Source organism: Flavobacterium sp. PLA-1-15, from assembly GCF_049060005.1.
Taxonomy (GTDB): Bacteria; Bacteroidota; Bacteroidia; order Flavobacteriales; family Flavobacteriaceae; genus Flavobacterium.
In genome coordinates this window covers 1-19,386 of the sequence record NZ_JBMGQS010000032.1, presented here as the reverse complement: position 1 = coordinate 19,386, position 19,386 = coordinate 1, and the positions used below count along the sequence as shown (strand labels likewise).

20 protein-coding genes are annotated in these 19,386 nt (G+C 35.5%); 13 read left to right on the top strand and 7 right to left on the bottom strand.

From position 1 onward, the window contains the following. Positions 1–95: 95 nt before the first annotated feature. A complete protein-coding gene (locus ACI6PS_RS14385; RefSeq protein WP_421013268.1) occupies positions 96–1,358 on the top strand; it encodes an esterase/lipase family protein in 1,263 nt (420 codons plus the stop codon). Positions 1,359–1,379: 21 nt separating this feature from the next. Next, positions 1,380–1,718: a T9SS type A sorting domain-containing protein gene (locus ACI6PS_RS14380; RefSeq protein WP_421013267.1), complete on the top strand. Its 339-nt coding sequence runs from the start codon at positions 1,380–1,382 to the stop codon at positions 1,716–1,718. Positions 1,719–2,185: 467 nt separating this feature from the next. Here the strand turns inward: ACI6PS_RS14380 and ACI6PS_RS14375 are convergent, their stop codons facing one another. Beyond that, positions 2,186–3,079 (bottom strand): Abi family protein, encoded by an 894-nt coding sequence (locus ACI6PS_RS14375; RefSeq protein WP_421013266.1) that lies wholly within the window; start codon positions 3,077–3,079, stop codon positions 2,186–2,188. Between the two features lie 608 nt (positions 3,080–3,687). Between ACI6PS_RS14375 and ACI6PS_RS14370 the strand changes: the two genes are divergently transcribed. After that, positions 3,688–4,173: a hypothetical protein gene (locus tag ACI6PS_RS14370; RefSeq protein ID WP_421013265.1), complete on the top strand. Its 486-nt coding sequence runs from the start codon at positions 3,688–3,690 to the stop codon at positions 4,171–4,173. Between the two features lie 194 nt (positions 4,174–4,367). Beyond that, complete coding sequence (locus ACI6PS_RS14365) at positions 4,368–5,615, top strand: IS1380 family transposase (RefSeq protein ID WP_421013281.1); 1,248 nt, start codon at positions 4,368–4,370, stop codon at positions 5,613–5,615. Positions 5,616–5,804: 189 nt separating this feature from the next. Here the strand turns inward: ACI6PS_RS14365 and ACI6PS_RS14360 are convergent, their stop codons facing one another. Next, the gene (locus tag ACI6PS_RS14360; RefSeq protein WP_421013264.1) at positions 5,805–6,146 is read right to left on the bottom strand and encodes a phage holin family protein; all 342 of its coding nucleotides are present in this window, start codon (positions 6,144–6,146) and stop codon (positions 5,805–5,807) included. Between the two features lie 108 nt (positions 6,147–6,254). Between ACI6PS_RS14360 and ACI6PS_RS14355 the strand changes: the two genes are divergently transcribed. Continuing rightward, entirely contained in the window at positions 6,255–7,577 is a 1,323-nt protein-coding gene (locus ACI6PS_RS14355; protein WP_421013263.1) for a T9SS type A sorting domain-containing protein, read from the top strand. A 48-nt stretch (positions 7,578–7,625) separates the two neighbouring features. Here ACI6PS_RS14355 and ACI6PS_RS14350 read toward each other — a convergent pair whose 3' ends face one another. Both ACI6PS_RS14350 and ACI6PS_RS14345 read right to left on the bottom strand, forming a co-directional pair. Beyond that, positions 7,626–8,390 (bottom strand): alpha/beta fold hydrolase, encoded by a 765-nt coding sequence (locus ACI6PS_RS14350; RefSeq protein ID WP_421013262.1) that lies wholly within the window; start codon positions 8,388–8,390, stop codon positions 7,626–7,628. 67 nt (positions 8,391–8,457) lie between these two features. After that, positions 8,458–9,171, bottom strand: coding sequence for a pyridoxine 5'-phosphate synthase (locus ACI6PS_RS14345; RefSeq protein WP_421013261.1), 714 nt, complete (start codon positions 9,169–9,171; stop codon positions 8,458–8,460). 113 nt (positions 9,172–9,284) lie between these two features. On the opposite strand from ACI6PS_RS14345, the gene ACI6PS_RS14340 reads away from it, so the two are divergent. From ACI6PS_RS14340 to murI, 8 genes are all read left to right on the top strand, one after another. Further along, the gene (locus ACI6PS_RS14340) at positions 9,285–9,944 is read left to right on the top strand and encodes a CBS domain-containing protein (protein WP_421013280.1); all 660 of its coding nucleotides are present in this window, start codon (positions 9,285–9,287) and stop codon (positions 9,942–9,944) included. A gap of 74 nt (positions 9,945–10,018) precedes the next feature. Then, a complete protein-coding gene (locus tag ACI6PS_RS14335) occupies positions 10,019–10,903 on the top strand; it encodes an NAD kinase (RefSeq protein ID WP_421013260.1) in 885 nt (294 codons plus the stop codon). Between the two features lie 176 nt (positions 10,904–11,079). Further along, positions 11,080–11,772, top strand: coding sequence for a DUF6089 family protein (locus ACI6PS_RS14330; RefSeq protein WP_421013259.1), 693 nt, complete (start codon positions 11,080–11,082; stop codon positions 11,770–11,772). Between the two features lie 3 nt (positions 11,773–11,775). Further along, positions 11,776–12,516, top strand: coding sequence for an isoprenyl transferase (locus tag ACI6PS_RS14325; protein WP_421013258.1), 741 nt, complete (start codon positions 11,776–11,778; stop codon positions 12,514–12,516). Beyond that, complete coding sequence (locus ACI6PS_RS14320; protein ID WP_421013257.1) at positions 12,449–15,220, top strand: BamA/OMP85 family outer membrane protein; 2,772 nt, start codon at positions 12,449–12,451, stop codon at positions 15,218–15,220. The genes ACI6PS_RS14325 and ACI6PS_RS14320 overlap by 68 nt, the downstream gene beginning before the upstream one ends. Continuing rightward, entirely contained in the window at positions 15,180–16,328 is a 1,149-nt protein-coding gene (locus ACI6PS_RS14315) for an OmpH family outer membrane protein (RefSeq protein ID WP_421013256.1), read from the top strand. Before ACI6PS_RS14320 ends, ACI6PS_RS14315 begins: the two co-directional genes overlap by 41 nt. 28 nt (positions 16,329–16,356) lie before the next feature. After that, a complete protein-coding gene (locus ACI6PS_RS14310; RefSeq protein WP_421013279.1) occupies positions 16,357–16,854 on the top strand; it encodes an OmpH family outer membrane protein in 498 nt (165 codons plus the stop codon). A gap of 69 nt (positions 16,855–16,923) precedes the next feature. Then, positions 16,924–17,700 (top strand): glutamate racemase, encoded by a 777-nt coding sequence (gene murI / locus ACI6PS_RS14305; protein ID WP_421013255.1) that lies wholly within the window; start codon positions 16,924–16,926, stop codon positions 17,698–17,700. Here murI and ACI6PS_RS14300 read toward each other — a convergent pair whose 3' ends face one another. From ACI6PS_RS14300 to ACI6PS_RS14290, 3 genes are all read right to left on the bottom strand, one after another. Further along, complete coding sequence (locus ACI6PS_RS14300) at positions 17,701–18,210, bottom strand: gamma carbonic anhydrase family protein (protein WP_421013254.1); 510 nt, start codon at positions 18,208–18,210, stop codon at positions 17,701–17,703. It abuts the gene before it with no gap. 62 nt (positions 18,211–18,272) lie between these two features. Further along, the gene (locus ACI6PS_RS14295; protein ID WP_421013253.1) at positions 18,273–19,256 is read right to left on the bottom strand and encodes a type IX secretion system membrane protein PorP/SprF; all 984 of its coding nucleotides are present in this window, start codon (positions 19,254–19,256) and stop codon (positions 18,273–18,275) included. A gap of 5 nt (positions 19,257–19,261) precedes the next feature. Then, a complete protein-coding gene (locus tag ACI6PS_RS14290) occupies positions 19,262–19,384 on the bottom strand; it encodes a T9SS type B sorting domain-containing protein (RefSeq protein WP_421013278.1) in 123 nt (40 codons plus the stop codon). Between the last annotated feature and the right edge of the window lie 2 nt (positions 19,385–19,386).

The window sequence follows — 19,386 nt, the reverse complement described above, 5'->3', positions numbered from 1 at the left end:
GGTACCTTGTCAGAAGATTTTGAGTTTAGTTCCACGCTTTTGGTTTAACCTAACTCTAAAGCACTTCTTGGAACGGGGGTCACCAAAAACAAATCATGAAAAAAATTACGTTTGTTGTTTTGCTTACTATGTTGGCAAACATCTGCCATTCCCAGAAACTTCCTTATCCAATCATTTTCGTACACGGATTGAATTCAAATTCAAAAACATGGAATGATATGAAAAGCCATTTAATTAATAGTCAGCTATCCTATGGAGGCCAGATAGATTTTTGTCTGAATTATAATGGAAATAACTCCACATCAAACACAATTATGTATCCTGCATCAGGAGCCGACATAGCTGTCTACAATATTCAACCCATTACAAACGGAGACTTTTACATGATAAATTTTGACATCAATAATCAAGGTCAATTATATCCGTCTGAGCCATTTTCTCCAAATAACGATGTTCTGAGTAATGAGGCATCAATAACTAAGCAGGGGGTGGCCCTGAAAAAAGCAATAGAAATGATTCTGAATATCACTGGTCGCAATAAGGTTGTTTTGATGGGCCATAGCATGGGTGGCCTTGCTTCAAGGGAATACCTTCAGAATGAAACAAATTGGCAAAATGACGGGTATCATCATGTCGCTAAGTTGGCAACAACGGGAACTCCACATGGAGGATTTACAGGAATAAATTTCCAACTAGCAACATTTATCAATTCATCATCGGAAGCCTATAGAGATTTGAAAAAAGAAATGAGCACAAATGTAGCAGGTGTCTATCTCTATGGGGGTATTGAAAGCATTTCAAACATAGGTTCTGGCTTTTACAATAATGACATAAATTGTAACGGGGTCAATAATGATGGAAGTAATATTGTTGGATTAAACCAAAGGGACTTATTTGATAATGTAGATTATTCATATATCATAGGCAATTGCACTGACTGTGTCTTGTTCCAAGGCCAATTTCTTGGAGATGGAATAGTCCGATATGAAAATGCCAACCTAAGTGAATTTTACGAGCTTCCTTGGCCTAAAAACGAGTTTGTGTACACAACAAGTGCAATCACTCAGATACATTCTGATTTACCAAAACAAATATTTCAGAATATGCAGGCATTGGATGAACCAAATGAGCATTGGCTGGCATACGGAATCGAGGGAAATAATCAATACAAAGGATTTATTACAAATCAGCCAGTTGGAGGGTATTTATATGATTTTGATAATTATACTTTTGTCTTGAACGAAGACAGTCAGCTAAATCTTCAGGTAAATACAAGCCTGCCCAACGGCATAAATGTTAGATTGCTGGATTCTGATTATACCCAGATTGATGATATAATACAAATCACAAGCACATAAAACAATATTATCCCGATTTCATTGCCGGCAGGACAATATTATCTTGAATTTTTTGCGGAACCTACGGCTACAAGTTATTTGTATGATTATATTTTTTCCCTGCAAAACAACCTATCCGTTGATGAAAATGTAATTGCTGATTTCAAGGTCTATCCAAACCCCACCAGCTCTAAAATATTCATAGATTCCAATGAGGTGTTTGAAGAGTTCAAGATATTCAACATACTTGGGCAGAAAGTCTTATCAGGAAGTCTTTTTGGAACCAAGGAAATTGATTTGGGTTCATTGACAACAGGAACTTATATAGTGAAGATTTCAAATGTTGAAAAGACCATAAGCACGAAAATTTTAAAGCAATAGCGACATAGCTAGATGCTGCTCCATATCACAGTTATGCCATTTTATAAAAAAAAAGCCTTTAGTTGAACTAAATGCTTTTTTTACTTAAATGCCCAGCCAATATCTCGCGGGGATATCTGGCCAAATCAAGATAGATGTCATAGGTCTCTGCAAAGCAAATCCTTGCCTCTATGCTTCCCATAATGGATTGTGGGGAAGACATGTTGAATTCGGATTGAAAGTCCTCAATCTCCATCTGGATTTCATCCCTTAATAGAAATTCCAAATCTTGATGATTTTTGTACTTCAGACAGTATAGGTCTGTTTTTTCTTTGATTTCTTGGCTTTTCTGTCTTGCCTTGGTAAGTTACGCGTTTAGTATTTCGGTATTTGACATAAATATTTGGAAATGGGGTTATATCCAAATATAATAAGATTTGCTGTTTCAAAGAAATTTGGCGTAAACAACTTATGCCTGCCAAAATTTATTATGACCAGAACGCATCTTCTTCCCAATTAAGTGGAAAACCCATTTCATGTTCTTGTAGCATTGGACAATTACCGATAATGTCTTTTAGTCGTTGTTTGAAATCGTTTTGAGGACTAATAATGTTTAGTATATAACTTAGACAAGCTAGGGTAGCATATAGTTTATTTGGATATACATTCAAATTGTTAATAAATTCATTTCTAGTATTATAAGGAATAGTTATTTTAACAAGACGCCTATTCCAAACGCGTCCATGATGAGCGCATATATTTCGAAGGTTACAAAAACAAAACATCCAATTTTCAAAAATACGAACATCTGTTATCCCAAAATGCCTAGCTATAGTTTTCTTTTCTTCACTATGTCTTAAATTTTGAAAAATCTGTGAAAGCAAACCCATGCTACTTACTTCTAAAGCCATCCAGCAAGGGGGGTCTGATGGAGTAGTATATGTATTTTTATAATGATCAATAAAAGTTTCCTTACTTCTGTTGATTTCCGTTTGCAAAGATGTCAATTGATTAGCAAACCTCATGCTATCATGATAAAGAGCAGCGTTAATATGCCAGAAAGCTCCATGTTTTATTGAAAAATGATAAATTATTTGAGTTCTCATTGCAATCTCAACTTTTTCTATTGCATCAAAAATCAGCAGACGTAGCTTTCTGTCAAAAACATACAACTGTATAATTTGTTCAAAAGTAACTTGCGAAGTAAAAGGATGAGCAGGGTCAGAATTATCTTGAAAAGGATATGTATAAGCCCTTAATCTATAATAACTTATATGAGAAAGATAATTTTCCGCACTTTGCTCATTGGTAAAAATTAAACCCCTCGCTTTAAGCGTAGCAATTTGATTTGGTATACTTACTGAGGGTTTGGTATATTTCATAAAAATCGAAAACCAGCCTAGGTGCGCTGGTCGAGGGAAGCGTGGCTGGTATTATTAGTGCAAATGTACCATTAAGGTACAATATATGCGCTATCATTTCAATCACTTATATCTATAGTATCGACATTTGCATCATTTTTTTCTATACCAACACGTTGTTTAAGAACATGATTAAACGCAATGCAATATTCATAATCAACAGTTATGCCATTTCTATATAAGTTTCCTATTGTAGTTAAGCCCCAAATCACTTTTTATCATGATTGCTCAATAGTTTTGAAGATGTTATTATCAGATTAATATCTCCGTAAACAGCTTCTGTCACGCTTAATACCCTCGGGATTGCTATCAATAACTTCTTTCTTGATTTGAATTTTTGTGCAATCTAATATGACTATCTACTATTAAAAATTTTTCATGTACAATTACTGGTACTACATGTCGGGATTTCAAATAGCCGTATTGAAACGTTCGAATTTACCCCCAAAGTAGTTTTCATAAACTAAATCTTTTCTAAAAAATTTCTTTAAGATATTTTTCCTGCTTTTTCATTTTCATTTAAATTTAATCATTACATTTACATATCAAAATAATGATACGTTTTTATAATGAAAGATAAAACAACGCAATTCAGCGAAGAGTTGGAATCACTAAAGCAGTCGTATGATTCGATAACGAAGGCTGTAGAGGTTATAGAAAAGGAAAAGCCCATTCTCATTGAGAAGGCTCTTGAAGGATACTACAAGCAGAAACTGGAACTGATGACCGAGCTCGACAAGGTGACCCGAAGGATTGAGGTTTTAAATCCTCCTAAAACCAAGAAATATAATATGGCATCTAGTTTCAAAGACAAAGTAAAATGGGTGTTGCAAAAACACAAGAAGCTGTTGCCGGTTTCGTACGTCGCAAGGGAAATCAATATACAAGAAGGTGGAAACATAAAAGACCAGATAGCAATACTAAGACTAACAATGAACAGAATGGTAGACAAAGAAGAAATGATAAGATACAAGATTGAACATGTGGCCGGATACCATTACGGAATGCCAGAGTGGTTCGTGAACGGCATCCCAATACAGGGATATATGTTTTGATAAAAAAAGGGCATAAAAAAAAGGAACTTTGCAGAGTTCCTTTAATTCATACAGAGGGGCATTCAGGAGATTACTGAGGTCGGACAACTTTAAGTAAATCGGTTCGATACCGATATGCTCCACTATTTTATTTTAATAAGGTAAAATTATGAAAAAAATTAATACCAAGCAAGAATTTTTAGTCGTCTGACAAGATAATCCTTTCGGAGAAGAAAATCAATCCTTTCGGAGGCATCAATTTCGTAATCAATGAATTGAAAAGGAAAAAGATTTCCGATTTGATTGATGACAAACTTGGGTTAAGACCCAAGCAGTCCACTTATTCATTTAGCGACATCATACTGTATTGGATATATTCAAATCTCTGCGGGGCAGAAAGACTGGAGGATGCCGTGCAGATGAAATCGCACCTTGAAGGCATCCCAAATCTGGCAAATCCTTCTCCTGACAGGATATCGGGTATATTCCGCAAGCTTGCCTCCCAGAAAAAAGATGTTTTTTCACATAAGGGAATCAAGCATGAATTCTGCATTGACAGGAAAACCAACGGCATGATGCTGGATATCGCCAAAAAACTTGGGTCAGATTTAAACGGCACATTGGATTATGACAATGTTATCATAGAGACCGAAAAATACGATACGGAATGGACGTATGAAAAATACAAAGGCTATCAGCCGGGTGTTGCCTTTATGGGAGAGACGCCTGTATACATAGAAGGAAGAAATGGGAACAGCTCAGCCCAGTACAAAATGAAAGACACCCTTGAACGTTGCCTTGACTTGCTCGAAGAGAAAGGCATCAGGGTGAAACGCTTCAGGAGCGATTCGGCCGCATACCAGAGAGATGTACTTGGACTTATGGATTCCAAGGGAATCGACTTCTTCGTACGTGTTAGGAGCAGTACAGCCCTTGTCGACGACATAAGATATGCGAAGAACTGGCAAGCTGGCAAAACCAATGGATTCAGTTATGAATATTCTGAGATAGAGTACATCCCTTTCGTAAGCACTCCTGCAATATACAAAGACTACCCTACCTATCGATTGATTGTGAAGAGAATCTACGACGATAGTGGCGAGCCTGTTTACTATGCAATCGTAACAAACAATTGGGAGATGACACCTCTGGAAGTAATAGAATTCTACAATAAGCGCGGAGCAATCGAGCGAAACTTCGATGACTTAAAAAACAACTTTAACTGGAAGAGGCTTCCTTTTTCATTCTTGAATGAGAACACATTCTTTATGATTATCGGGGCAATTTCCAAGATAATCTATACACATCTAAGAAATACCTTCAGCGAGAAAGTTGACTTCGTAGAGGGCAATTTCAGGTTAAAAAACTTCATTTTCCACTTTATAACGGTAAGCTCTTTTTGGACTAAGAAGGGCAAATTACGCCTATTTACAGGGAAAGACTATACCCGAATTTTTGAGTGATTCAAAATTACAGGGGAACGTGCGTTTTGTCGTTACTTTTTTAGCCCTTTTTTAAGCATTTTTTCTTGTTTCTTCCATTAAGGCAAAATCAAAAAAATTAAAACCCTTGCTTGGCAAGGGTTTTAAACTCGTTTAAAGGGAGACCTGCGGATTTTAGGGTCAAAGAATTAACAATGTTCACTTTAATTATCAGTCTTTATCCGTAAAAGCAAATGTCAACGATTGAAGAATCGATAAAATGATGCTAAAAAACAAGGCTGTCCAGAAACCGTCAATTCCAAAACCGGTTACAAGCTTAGAACACAACATTATTATTGCGGCGTTTATCACCAACAGAAACAATCCTAATGTTATAACTGTTACTGGTAGTGTAAACAAAACAAGAATCGGTTTTACGAATAAATTCAGCAAACCCAAGACAATTGCCACTACCACAGAAGTCATAAAACTATCAACGGTAACGCCCGGCATAAAATTCGCAATCAACATTACAAGGATCGCGGTAACTAAAATTCTAATAATCAAACCCATCTTTTTTCTGTTTTTATATACTCAAATATAAAAAACTTGACAGAAACTTAAACACAAAGCAATTAAAAATTTCATACTTTTGATTATTAAAACCCTAAGCATCCTTTTATGAAAAAAACATTACTCATTATATTGAGCATAACTTGTTTTAGTGCTCATGCGCAATTTTGGACCTCTAAAGCAACAGGTTTCAGCCAAGTAAATCGTGGTGTTGACGACATCTCGATTGTGGATGACAATGTTATTTGGGCAAAAGCCTATGACGGAGCGAGCAATACACCTCAAAACGTAAGACAATTTACCAGAAGTACCGATAGTGGAAATACTTGGACATCGGGAACAATCAATCTGGGAACAGGTCAAAGCACATTGAACATTTCCTCTATTACTGCGGTTTCTGCCACAACTGCTTGGATTACGGCTGTTCCGAGTCCGACAGGTTCCGGTGGTGTTTGGAAAACTGCCGATGGTGGAACCACTTGGACCAAACAAACTACTGCTCTGTTTGACACTCCCGATTCCTACACTAACTTCGTTTATTTCTGGGATGAAAACAATGGCATCACACAAGGCGATCCTTCTGGAGGGTATTTTGAAATTTACACCACAACCGACGGAGGAACTACTTGGACAAGAGTTCCTAGCACCAACATCACAGCGCCATTAGCAGGTGAATATGGATATGCGGTAAATTATGACGTTGTTGGGAATACCATTTGGTTTGGAACCAACAAAGGAAGACTTTACAAATCGACCAATCAAGGTTTGAATTGGACTGCAACCCAATCTCCGATTACTGATTTTGGAGGGACCGTTCGTGGAAGTTACTCTTTTTCGGACATCAACAAAGGACTGCTCTACGGTTCAAATGGAACCTTGTATTCAACATCAAATGGAGGAACAACTTGGACTGCTAAAACATTTACAGGAAATATTGGAAACCGGAATATTGAATATATCCCAGGAACGGATGCCGTAGTTTCCGTAGGAACGACACCAAATTCAAGTACTTCTTATACAGCTTACAGTACGGATAATGGATCGACATGGACAGAAGTAATGTCTGGAACTCAAGTAACGACTTTAAAATTCAAAGACGCAAGCCTTGGATTTGGAGGAGGCTTTACAATAAATTCAACAACCGGTGGCATTTTCAAATACTCCGAAACAGTCCTGAGCACCGATCATTTCACCTCAAACAAAAACCTGATGGTTTATCCGAATCCAACGACAGGTTTGATTACTGTTTCAGGAAAGAATTTAAATGAAATCAAAATTTTCGATATGACAGGAAAAGTGGTGATGGCTAGAAAAGTTTCACTTTCTGACAATCTGAATTTAGATGTTTCTGCATTGTCTTCAGGAATTTATTTATTGAACGCTGTGGACAATTCAGGTTCGACATCAACTTTGAAATTTTCAAAACAATAAAAATATTAGCTTTAAACAAAAAGTCCTTTCATAACTGAAAGGACTTTTTTATTGTTTTAAGAAACTGATCGTCTTTTGATAAAATTCTTTCGGATTTTCGGCATGAAGCCAATGTCCTGCATTTTCGATTACTTCAATTTTTGCTTCTGGAAACTGACGTTTTATCGAATCGTAATCTTCTTCTTTTATATAATTTGAATTTCCGCCTTTTATAAATAATGTTGGCTTGTCAAAAACTGCTTCTTCGTTTAAAGCTTCGCCGATATTTTCAATTTCCAGATTGAAAACTTCCAGATTGAATCGGAACGCCAGTTGTCCTGGTTCTTTCCAATAAAGGCTTTTCATCAAAAATTGTCGTGTACCGAAATCATCGACATGCCCTTTTAGGATTTCTTCCACTTCCGAACGTTCTGGTTTTTGAGAAAAATCGACGGCATTCAATCCTGCCAAAATATCCTGATGATGTGGTCGGTAATACTTCGGACCGATATCGGCTACAATTAATTTGTCTATCTTTTCCGGGTATTGCATTCCAAAAAACATCGCCACTTTTCCACCCATCGAATGTCCGAGCATGTCAACCGTTTCGAGCTTATTTTCTATGCAATATTCGTAAACATCTTGCACCATTGCCTTATAATTAAATTCATCCGAATGAAAACTACGTCCGTGGTTTCTCAAATCCAGCATGTGCACTTGGTAGCCTTCGGATGCAAATTGTGTTCCTAATGTTTTCCAGTTATCAGACATTCCCAAGAAACCGTGCATGATGATGAATGGCTTTCCTTCTCCTTCTATTTTTGAATACAACATTTTTAAAGATTTTAGATTGCTGGTTTTAGATTTTAGATTGCTGATTTACAGCAAAAATCTTCAGCTATTATTTTAATTTGTTCAAATACATATTCACTACATTCTCCAAACCAAGATAAATTGATTCTGAAATCAAGGCATGACCTATTGAAACTTCTAACAGATTTGGGATGTTTTGCTTGAAGAATTGAATGTTATCCAAACTCAAATCGTGTCCGGCATTGATTCCCAAACCTAAATCATTTGCCAAGTTCGAAGCTTCTATATAAGGCAGAATTCCGTCTTTATTTCCTAAACCGTATTGATGTGCGAAAGCTTCGGTGTAAAGTTCAATCCTGTCGGTTCCTACTTCTTTTGCACCTTCAATCATTTTCAGAATTGGGTCGACGAATATGGAAACACGAATATCATTTCGTTGAAATTCCTGCACCACTTCTGTCAAATATGCTTTATGCGAAATGGTGTCCCAACCTGCAGATGACGTAATGGCACCAATCGCATCGGGAACCAATGTCACTTGTGTAGGCTTGCATTCCAAAACCAAATCGATGAAATTATGTTGCGGATTTCCTTCGATATTGTATTCCGTGTAAACGATTGGCTTCAAATCCCTTGCATCCTGGTAACGGATATGACGCTCATCCGGACGTGGATGAATCGTGATTCCTTGTCCTCCAAATTGCTGAATATCCTTTGCAACCTGCAACAAATCGGGCACGTTTCCGCCACGGGCATTACGCAATGTGGCAATTTTATTGATGTTTACACTTAATTTTGTCATTGGAATACTTTTTGTGAATGTTAACGGGATTCTATGATGCAAAAATACAAAGTTAAACAAGGTGTTTTATGCTAAATTTTGATTATTTTGCAATCGATTATCCACACGATTATATGACAGAAATTAAAGATTACATCAACAACGATTTTAAAGCGCTGGACAGTCAGGAAACAATTGACAATGTTCAGGATTTTTTTGCAGAAGTAAATTTCTCGCATTTTCCCGTTGTTGAAGAAAATATCTACATCGGGAGCATTGCTTCTGAAGATGCTGAAACTTTCGATTCTGATAAAAAAATAACCCACTACCGTTACACACTTGAAGGTTTTTATGCCCGAACAAATATGATTTGGCTCGACCTGATGGAAGTTTTTGCAAGAAACCATACCAATATTGTTCCCGTTTTGAATGACGACAATAAATATGTAGGCTATTATGAAATCACCGACGTCATCAAATTTTTCAACGAAACACCTTTTCTGAAAGAACAAGGAGGAATTCTGGTAGTAGAAAAAACGATTTCTGATTATTCCATGTCGCAAGTTGCGCAAATTGTAGAAAGCAACGGAGGAAAACTTTTAGGCGCTTTTATCTCAAACACCGACTTGCATTCGGTTCAAATTACCGTAAAAATTGGCCTTGGAGGCATGAACGAAATCATCCAGACTTTTAGAAGATACGGCTATGAAATCATTTCCGAACATCAAGAAGACAATTACCTTACCAGCTTGAAGGAGCGTTCTGATTACTTGGACAAATACCTTAATATGTAATGAGTTGTTTCGCCAATTTGTTGATTCGTTAATTCGACTAAACAAATAAACGGATAACCAAATAAACATCAAAAATGAAAGTCGCCATTTACGGACAATATTACCAGAACAGCACGGAACCTATCATTAGGGACATTTTTGTTTTTTTCAATCAGAATAATATTGAAATGGTGATTGAGGAAAACTTCTTAGCGATGCTCTATGAAAAAGCGCTGGTTAAAAAAGAGTACAAAACGTTTAAATCTCATAAGGAGCTTAATTCGAGTTTTGATCTTTTGTTGAGTATTGGTGGCGATGGAACTATATTGAGGGCCGCGACTTTGGTTCGAAAATCTGGTGTTCCTATTTTAGGGATTAACGCAGGTAGATTGGGCTTCCTTGCATCGGTACAAAAGGAAAACATCGAAGCTTTCCTTCAATTGGTGATTGATAAAAAATATAGCATCTCCAAAAGGACATTGCTAAGCTTGATTATCTCTCCAAAAAACAAAGACATCCAGGACATCAATTTTGCGATGAATGAAATTTCAGTAAGCCGAAAAGACACCACCTCGATGATCACAATCGAAACTTATCTTAACGGGGAGTTTCTGAATTCCTATTGGGCAGATGGATTAATTATTGCCACGCCAACAGGATCTACGGGCTATTCCTTAAGTTGTGGAGGACCAATTCTTACTCCAGATGTAAAAAGTTTGGTCATCACTCCTATTGCTCCTCATAATTTAAATGCAAGACCTTTAGTTATCCCTGACAATACTGAAATCCGACTGAAAGTTTCAGGCAGAGAGGACCAATATCTGGTTTCTTTGGATTCAAGAATCACCTCTATAAACAACGAAGCAATCTTGACCATCAAGAAAACTCCTTTTCAAATCAATATGGTCGAAATTCCAGAAGAAACTTTTCTAAAAACGCTTCGAAACAAACTTCTTTGGGGCGAAGACAAAAGAAATTAAAAATATATTCTACCGCTTGTTTATACTACAAAGCACTTTATTATCGTTTGTTATTCCTTTGATTGGATAAATAATTTACATAATAATAACCCGTTTTAATATAATTCATCATAAATACTAAATAGTTAACCATTTAGTAGTCAGATTTGTTATATTTGCACGCTATTTTTAAACCGATGAATAGACTCTTTTTGACATTAATTTGCCTTCTAAGCCTTACAGCTACTAATGCCCAAATACACGAAATTGGTGTTTTTGCAGGCGGTAGCAATTTTGTAGGCGATGTTGGCTCAATGACTTACCTGAAGCCGAATGAATTTGCTTACGGATTGATTTATAAGTGGAATAAGAGTCCGAGACATTCTTGGAGAGCATCTATTACAAATGTAAAACTTACCGGTGATGATGAAAACTCAAAAGATGAACGACGAAAACAACGCGATTATGACTTTGAGAATACCATAAAAGAAGTATCTTTAGGCCTTGAATTTAATTTTTTTGATTTCAATTTGCACGACCTGGAAAGACAGATAACGCCTTATGTATTTTTAGGTTTGAATTACACCCATTACAACGGATTGTATGTAGTTGATGATGGAACAAGCGCAGATGCCAGAAAGGATTCTAGCCATGGAACATTTTCAATTCCTATGGCGGTTGGTGTAAAATCGAATATAACACCGCATTTGGTTTTAGGTTTTGAAATCAGCCCGAGGTATACTTTTGCTGATGACATTGACGGAAGTTTTCCTAAAAACGATGATTTAAAAGATTTAAGATTCGGAAATATAAACAGTAATGATTGGTATATCGTTTCAGGATTTACCTTGACATACACATTTGGAAACAAGCCCTGCTACTGTGATTAAAAAATGAATTTACTAGACAACATAAACAAAGATAATTTACCCAAACATCTTGCCATAATCATGGACGGCAATGGACGTTGGGCAAAAAAACAAGGTTTCTTGAGGGCTTTTGGCCATGAAAATGGAACAAAATCAGTTAGAACAACTGTTGAATGTTGTGCCCGATTAGGAATTGAAAATCTTACTTTATACGCTTTTTCCACTGAAAACTGGAACCGCCCGAAACTGGAAGTTGACACTTTAATGAAACTCCTAATCAGTTCATTGAAAAATGAATTGAAAACACTTGTCGATAACAACATAAAACTCAATACAATTGGTAATTTTGAAACGCTTCCAAAAAGTGTTCAAAAGGAACTTTTAGAAGTAATTAACAAAACAAAAGACAACACCAGAATGACCTTAACCCTTGCATTAAGCTATGGTTCAAGGGAGGAACTTCTTTCGGCAATTAAAAACATAAGTAGTAAAGTTAAAAATAATATAATTTCAATTGACGCTATTGACGAATCAATTATTAATCAGCATCTTTACACGCAAAATTTACCGGATGTAGATTTATTAATAAGAACCAGTGGCGAGCATAGAATCAGTAATTTCCTGCTTTGGCAAATAGCTTATGCAGAATTATATTTTACAGATGTTCTTTGGCCAGATTTTACAGAACAACATTTATATGAGGCTATCCTTAGTTATCAAAAAAGAGAACGCAGATTCGGAAAAACTAGTGAACAAATTAAATAATTTTTTAGTGTTAAATAAAAGCATACAATTCTTCTTCACGATAATATTTTTTGGAAGTATTTCTCAAACAATAGCTCAAGATAGAGTTCCTTTTGATCAGGGAACACCCTACATTCTTGCAGATATTAATGTAACTGGAAAAATAAGCTACAATCAACAAACTGTTGTTACCTTTACTGGCCTTGAAAAAGGACAAAGAATAACCGTTCCAGGAGAAGAGATTAGCAATGCCATTAAAAAATTAGGAAAGCTTGGCCTTTTTAGCGATATTGATTTCTATGTAAATAAAATTGAAGGCGACAGTATTTTTTTAGAGTTGAACATCAATGAACTTCCAAAACTAAGCGAGGTAAAAATTACAGGAGTAAAAAAATCTAAAACCGAAGCGCTGATCAAAGACAACAGCCTTACAAAAGGTAAAATTGTCAACGAAAACTTAGTTACTACTACAAAAAACTATATTGAAAATAAATACAAAAAGGATGGTTTTTTCAATACTAAAGTAAACATTACAACAATACCCGATACAACTTCAGGAAATGAAGTTAAAATGCTTGTTACCATCGATAAAGGCAAGAAGGTAAAAATTTCATCAATTGATTTTACTGGAAACGAAAAATTTACTGATCGTAAATTGCGAAATGCAATGAAAAACACCAAGCAAATCAATTTTATCCGTGTTCTAAAAAGATCTAAATTCATCAAGGAAAAGTATGAAGAAGATTTGGTTAGCGTTATCGAAAAATACAAAGAAAAAGGATATCGTGACGCAAGGATCATCTCTGATTCAATCACTTATGATAAAGAAAAAAACAAACTTGCTATAAAAATCAATCTTGAAGAAGGGAAAAAATACTATTTTGGAGATATTAAATTCTTAGGAAATACTATTTATACTGACAGGGGATTGAACACAATGTTAGGTATTAAAAAAGGAGATGTCTACAATGGTGTTCTTCTGGAAAAAAGAATAGCCGACAAAACAAAACCTGATGGTGACGACATTACAAATTTATACCAAAATAATGGTTATTTATTTTCACAAATCAATGCTGTCGAAGTTCGAACTGTAAACGATACAATAGATTTTGAAATTAGAATTTTAGAAGGACCTCTGGCTTATTTCAATAAAATTACTGTTACTGGAAATGACAAAACTAACGATGAAGTAATCTATCGTGAACTTAGAACAAAACCAGGTCAAAAATACAGCAAAGAAGATTTAATCCGATCAATTCGTGAAATTGGAGCAATGGGATTCTTTGATCCTGAAGCAATCAACCCAGCCTTTAAAAATGTTGATCCTGCTGCAGGAACAGTCGATATCGAATGGCAACTGGTAGAAAAAGGATCCAGCCAAATTGAACTACAGGGTGGTTACGGTGGTGGAGGTTTTATCGGGACACTTGGACTATCGTTCAACAACTTTTCTGCAAGAAATATTTTCAACAAAGACGCCTATCAACCGCTTCCAATGGGAGATGGTCAGAAAGTAGCGCTTCGTTTGCAAGGAAGTAGCTATTTCCAAACCTACAGTTTATCATTTTCTGAACCATGGTTTGGAGGTAAAAAACCAGTAAGTTTCAGTACTTCATTGTCCTACAGTAAGCAATTCCTAAACAATTTCAGCACCAATAGCGTTGACAGAAGCAGAAGTTTCAATATCATTTCGCTTTCTGTTGGATTGGCAAAAAGATTGAGTGTTCCAGATGACTCATTTACATTATCACAAGCGTTGAGTTTCCAATACTATGATTTGAACAACTACAACACAGGATTGTTTACGTTTGGAAACGGTTCTTCAAGAAACTTTGCCTACACAGTTGGATTATCCCGTAATAACAAAGGTACAAATCCAATTTTCCCAATGTACGGTTCTGAATTTAGCATAACTGCTAAAATCACACCTCCTTATTCATTATGGAACAATATTGACTACAATAACCTTGGCGATAAAGAAGAATACAAACTAAGAAGCACTTCAGAATTCAACGATAAAAATGACAGAACTGTAAGGGTTGGTGATTATTTAGGAAGCGAAGAAGTTGTTGGAGCAAATGGTGTAAGATCTACGATTTACTACAAAGTTGACACCTATCAAGAAGCTGCCGCTGATCAATCGAAAGTAGATCAGAAAAAGTTTAACTGGCTGGAATATTATAAGGTTAAACTGAAAGGCGATGTTTATACAAAACTTTATGAGAAATTAGTACTCCGTTCTTTAGTAGAGTTCGGTTACCTTGGAAATTATAACAGCCAAAGAGGAGATGTACCGTTTGAAAGATTCTTCCTTGGAGGAGATGGTCTTGCAAATTTTGCCTTAGATGGAAGAGAAGTGATACAATTGAGAGGATATCCAAATCAATCGCTAACGCCTTATAATTATAATCCAAATACTGGACAAAATACACAGGACGGTGCAACAATTTACAATAAATTTTCGTTAGAACTTAGATATCCATTAACTTTGAAACAGCAAGCCTCAATCTATGTATTGACATTTGTTGAAGCTGGGGCGGCCTATACAGGTTTTAAAAACTACAATCCTTTTCAACTGCAACGTTCTGCTGGATTTGGTTTGAGAGTATTTATGCCGGCATTTGGTCTTCTAGGTATTGATTTTGCACACGGATTTGATGCACTTCCAGGAGCAACTCAAAAGAATGGATGGGAAACGCATTTCATTATCGGGCAACAATTCTAATGATTTTGGCACGATATTTTCTAATACTGTTAACGTTATGAAAAAGCATTTTTTAGTACTATTATTAATTACTGTAGCATTCACAGCTAATGCACAAACTGCAAGAGGTATTCGTATAGGATATATTGACATGGAATATATCTTGCAAAATGTTCCCGATTTTACTGAAGCAAAAAATCAGTTAGAGCAAAAAGCTCAAAAATGGAAACAAGAAATAGAAGTAAAGAAAAATGAAATCACTAAATTAAAAGAATCTTTAAAAACCGAAAGAGTCCTTTTAACTAAAGAACTCATTGAAGAACGTGAAGAAGAAATTCTCTTTCAAGAAGGCGAATTGACTGCCTTTCAAGAAAAAAGATTTGGACCAAATGGAGATTTAATTGTTCAAAAAGCCGTTATGGTAAAACCAATCCAGGACCAAGTTTTTACAGCGGTACAGGATATAGCCGAACAAAAAAAATATGATTTCGTATTAGATAAATCCTCAGACTTAACAGTGCTTTTCGCTGCAAAAAGATTTGACATTAGTGATGCAGTTATCAGAAGTTTGACAAGAAGTTCTAAAAGAGGTCAATTGAGCAAAAAAGAACTCAAGGAAGAAGAAATAAAAGAATACCAAGAAGATTTACAAGATCAAAATTCTGACTTGGCACAAAGACAAAAAGCTTTGGATGACAAGAAAGCAGCAAGAGAAAAACTTAATGCTGAAAGAAAAGCCGAAAGAGAACGATTAGTGGAAGAAAGAAAATTAGCCACTCAAGAAAAGAGAGAAGCTGCCTTAGCCAAAAGGCAACAGCAAATTGATGAGAAAAACGGCAAAAAGCCAGCACAACCAAAAACAGAAGAAGAAAAAAAGGCCAACGATGCTGCATCAAAACCTGAAGAAAAGCAAAAAATAACTGCCTCTGATTCTGCACAAGCAGAAACACCAGCTGTAGATAAACAAAATGCTAGAAAAGCGGCCGCAGATGCTAAAGCGAAAGAACTAGAAGAACGAAAAAAAGCAATCGCCGATAAAAAAGCGAAAGTACTAGCCGATAGAGAAGCCGCTAAAAAAGCAAAAGAGGATCAAAAAGAAACTGAAAAGAAAACAGAAGAGAACAAATAACAAATAAAATTAATTAATATTTAAAATGATGAAACAATTGAAAACTTTACTACTTGCTGCAGTTTTATTTTTTGGAGCAAACCAAGTTAACGCTCAAACAAAAATAGCCCACGTTAATGTAGAAGAGCTAATGACAAAAATGCCTGCTGTTATTGATGCACAAAAGCAAATTGAAAAATTAAGCCAAACTTATGAAGCTGAATTCACAACACTTAGAAACGAACTTCAGGCTAAATATCAAAAATATGCTGCTGAGGCTGAACAAGTAACTGATGTAATAAACAAGGAACGTTCAAAAGAAGTGGAGGATATGGAAAAAAGAATCCAAGAGTATGGTCAAAACGCTCAAAAAGAATTGCAACAAAAGCAAATGGATTTGATGAAACCAATACAATCTAAAATTAAAGCTTCTATTGAAAAAGTAGGTAAGGCAAAAGGATTCCAATATGTTGGTGACATTGCAAGCTTTATTTTAGCCGATGGAACTGATCTTACAGCTGATGTAAAAAAAGATTTAGGATTCTAAAAAAACATTCATATATAAAAACTGTCCAATCATTTATTTGATTGGGCAGTTTTTTTTATATTTGTTTTTATGACAAATAATAATCCTATTGGCCTTTTTGACTCCGGAATTGGCGGTACTTCTATTTGGACCAAAATACATGAATTACTACCTAACGAAAGCACTATTTACCTAGCTGATAGTAAAAATGCACCTTATGGGCAGAAGTCGAAGGAAGAGATAATTGAATTAAGTATAAAGAATACGGAATATTTATTAAACCATAATTCAAAACTAATTGTGGTTGCGTGCAACACCGCTACAACAAATGCAATAAAAGTATTGCGCGCTAAATATGACACTCCCTTTATCGGAATAGAACCAGCTATTAAACCTGCTGTAAATAATTCTAAGACACAAATCATTGGTATTCTTGCCACAAAAGGAACTTTAAACAGTGAACTGTTCAATAAAGCTGTTGAACTTTATCAAGATACGACCATTATAGAGCAAATTGGACACGGTTTAGTTCAATTAATTGAAAATGGAGACACCAACTCTACAGAAATGTTTGAGCTGCTTAAATCCTACTTAAATCCAATGATTGAAGCCAATATAGATTATCTTGTTTTAGGATGTAGTCATTATCCCTATCTTATACCACAGATAAAGAAGATTCTACCTCCGCACATTAAGATCATCGATTCTGGTGAAGCAGTCGCTAAACAAACTCAAAATATTTTGAATGAAAAGGTTGGCTTTAGTAATTCAAAAAATGTTAGTACACAATTTTACACAAATACTGATTCTAAGGTTTTGTCAGAAATCTTAAACAACAAATACACTATTCAACAAAAAGATTTCTAACTACTTAAACCAGCTAGAATACATTACATAATTATTTGAAATCCTTTCTATCTCTCCTGCAAAGTCTGATTGGTCAATATCTTTAACTTTCTTGGCAGGAACGCCAGCATATATACTTCCCGACTCGACAACAGTATTTTGAGTTATCACTGCACCTGCCGCAATAATTGAGTTACTTTCAATAACACAATTATCCATAACTATAGCTCCCATTCCTATCAATACATTATCCTTTACTGTGCATCCATGCACGATGGCATTATGACCGATAGAAACATTATTCCCAATAATCGTTGGATGTTTTTGATAGGTACAATGGATTATTGCACCGTCTTGGATATTTACTTTATCACCTATTTTTATAAAATGCACATCTCCCCTAATCACTGCATTGAACCAAACACTGCAATTTGCACCAAAAGAAACTTCTCCAACAATGGTGGCATTTTCTGCCACAAAACAATCTTCTGGGATAGATGGACTCTTCCCGTTTACACTTTTAATCACCATAAATTTATTTTTAAAAAAAAGTCCCGATACTATCGGGACTTTTGATTATTTCAACACTAAAATTAATTAATAGCAGGACAGTTACAATCCCATTTCTCTCTCTTACAGAAAAGATTGATTCCTAATGTAAATTGATGAAAACCACCCGCATACTGTATATCTCCTAACAAATGTGAGTACTGATAAGCAAATACTAGATTTTTGTAGTTAAGACCTACAATAGGCGTCAAATACTGTAAATTTTGCTTATTAACACTTCCGTTATCTTCATACTGTGTAGCTTCAAAACTTCTTCTATAAGAGAAACCTCCCCAAAGCTTACCAAATTCTAAATCCTTATAGACTTTTAAATTCAAATCAATAGATTTTTCTTTAGTTTCATCTGTGTATTGAAACAAAAACGAAGGTTCCCATTGCAAACGATCACTATCTCCAAAAACATACCCAGCACTAAACAATAATTTTCTCAAGTTATCAGGTTCTACGTCTGTATAGATATCTCTCCTTGACTCCAAAGCATTTTTCAAGGTCAAATGAGTATAAAACTCTAAATAGTTATAAGATGCTCCGATGTCTACATTGAAATAAGAATCCTTTTGAATTCTTCCATCAACAATTGGGTCAAATTCTTCAAATTCACTCTGGTCTAATTCACTTTGAACCAAACCAACACTCATACCAAAAGACAATTGATTCAAATCAACATCTGATCTGGAAAACATAATATGGTGAGCATAAGTCAATTTTACACCTTTTTGCGAGTGATAACCATTCCTGTCATTAAACAATATAATTCCCCCTCCAGATTGTTCTCCTAAGCTACCATTAAAACTGGCAGTTTGCAATGCTGGGGCTTTATCATCACCAAACCATTGTTGACGAGCCGTAACTCTAACTTTGGCACAATTTGCGGCACCTGCCATTGATGGATGTATCAAATAATAGTTATCTGATAAATAATCTGTATAAACTGCAATACCTTCTTGCGAAAATGAAATTTGTGATATGAACAATAATAATACTAAATATCCTTTTTTGAAATTCATCAGGGTTAACGTTTTAATGAAAAATGTGCTTTAAATTCTTTTCTAATTCCTTCTTCCTCGTAATCGAGAGTAAACCAATAATCCGTTGCTGGCAGTGGCTGTCCGTTGTAGGTACCGTCCCAGCCCAATC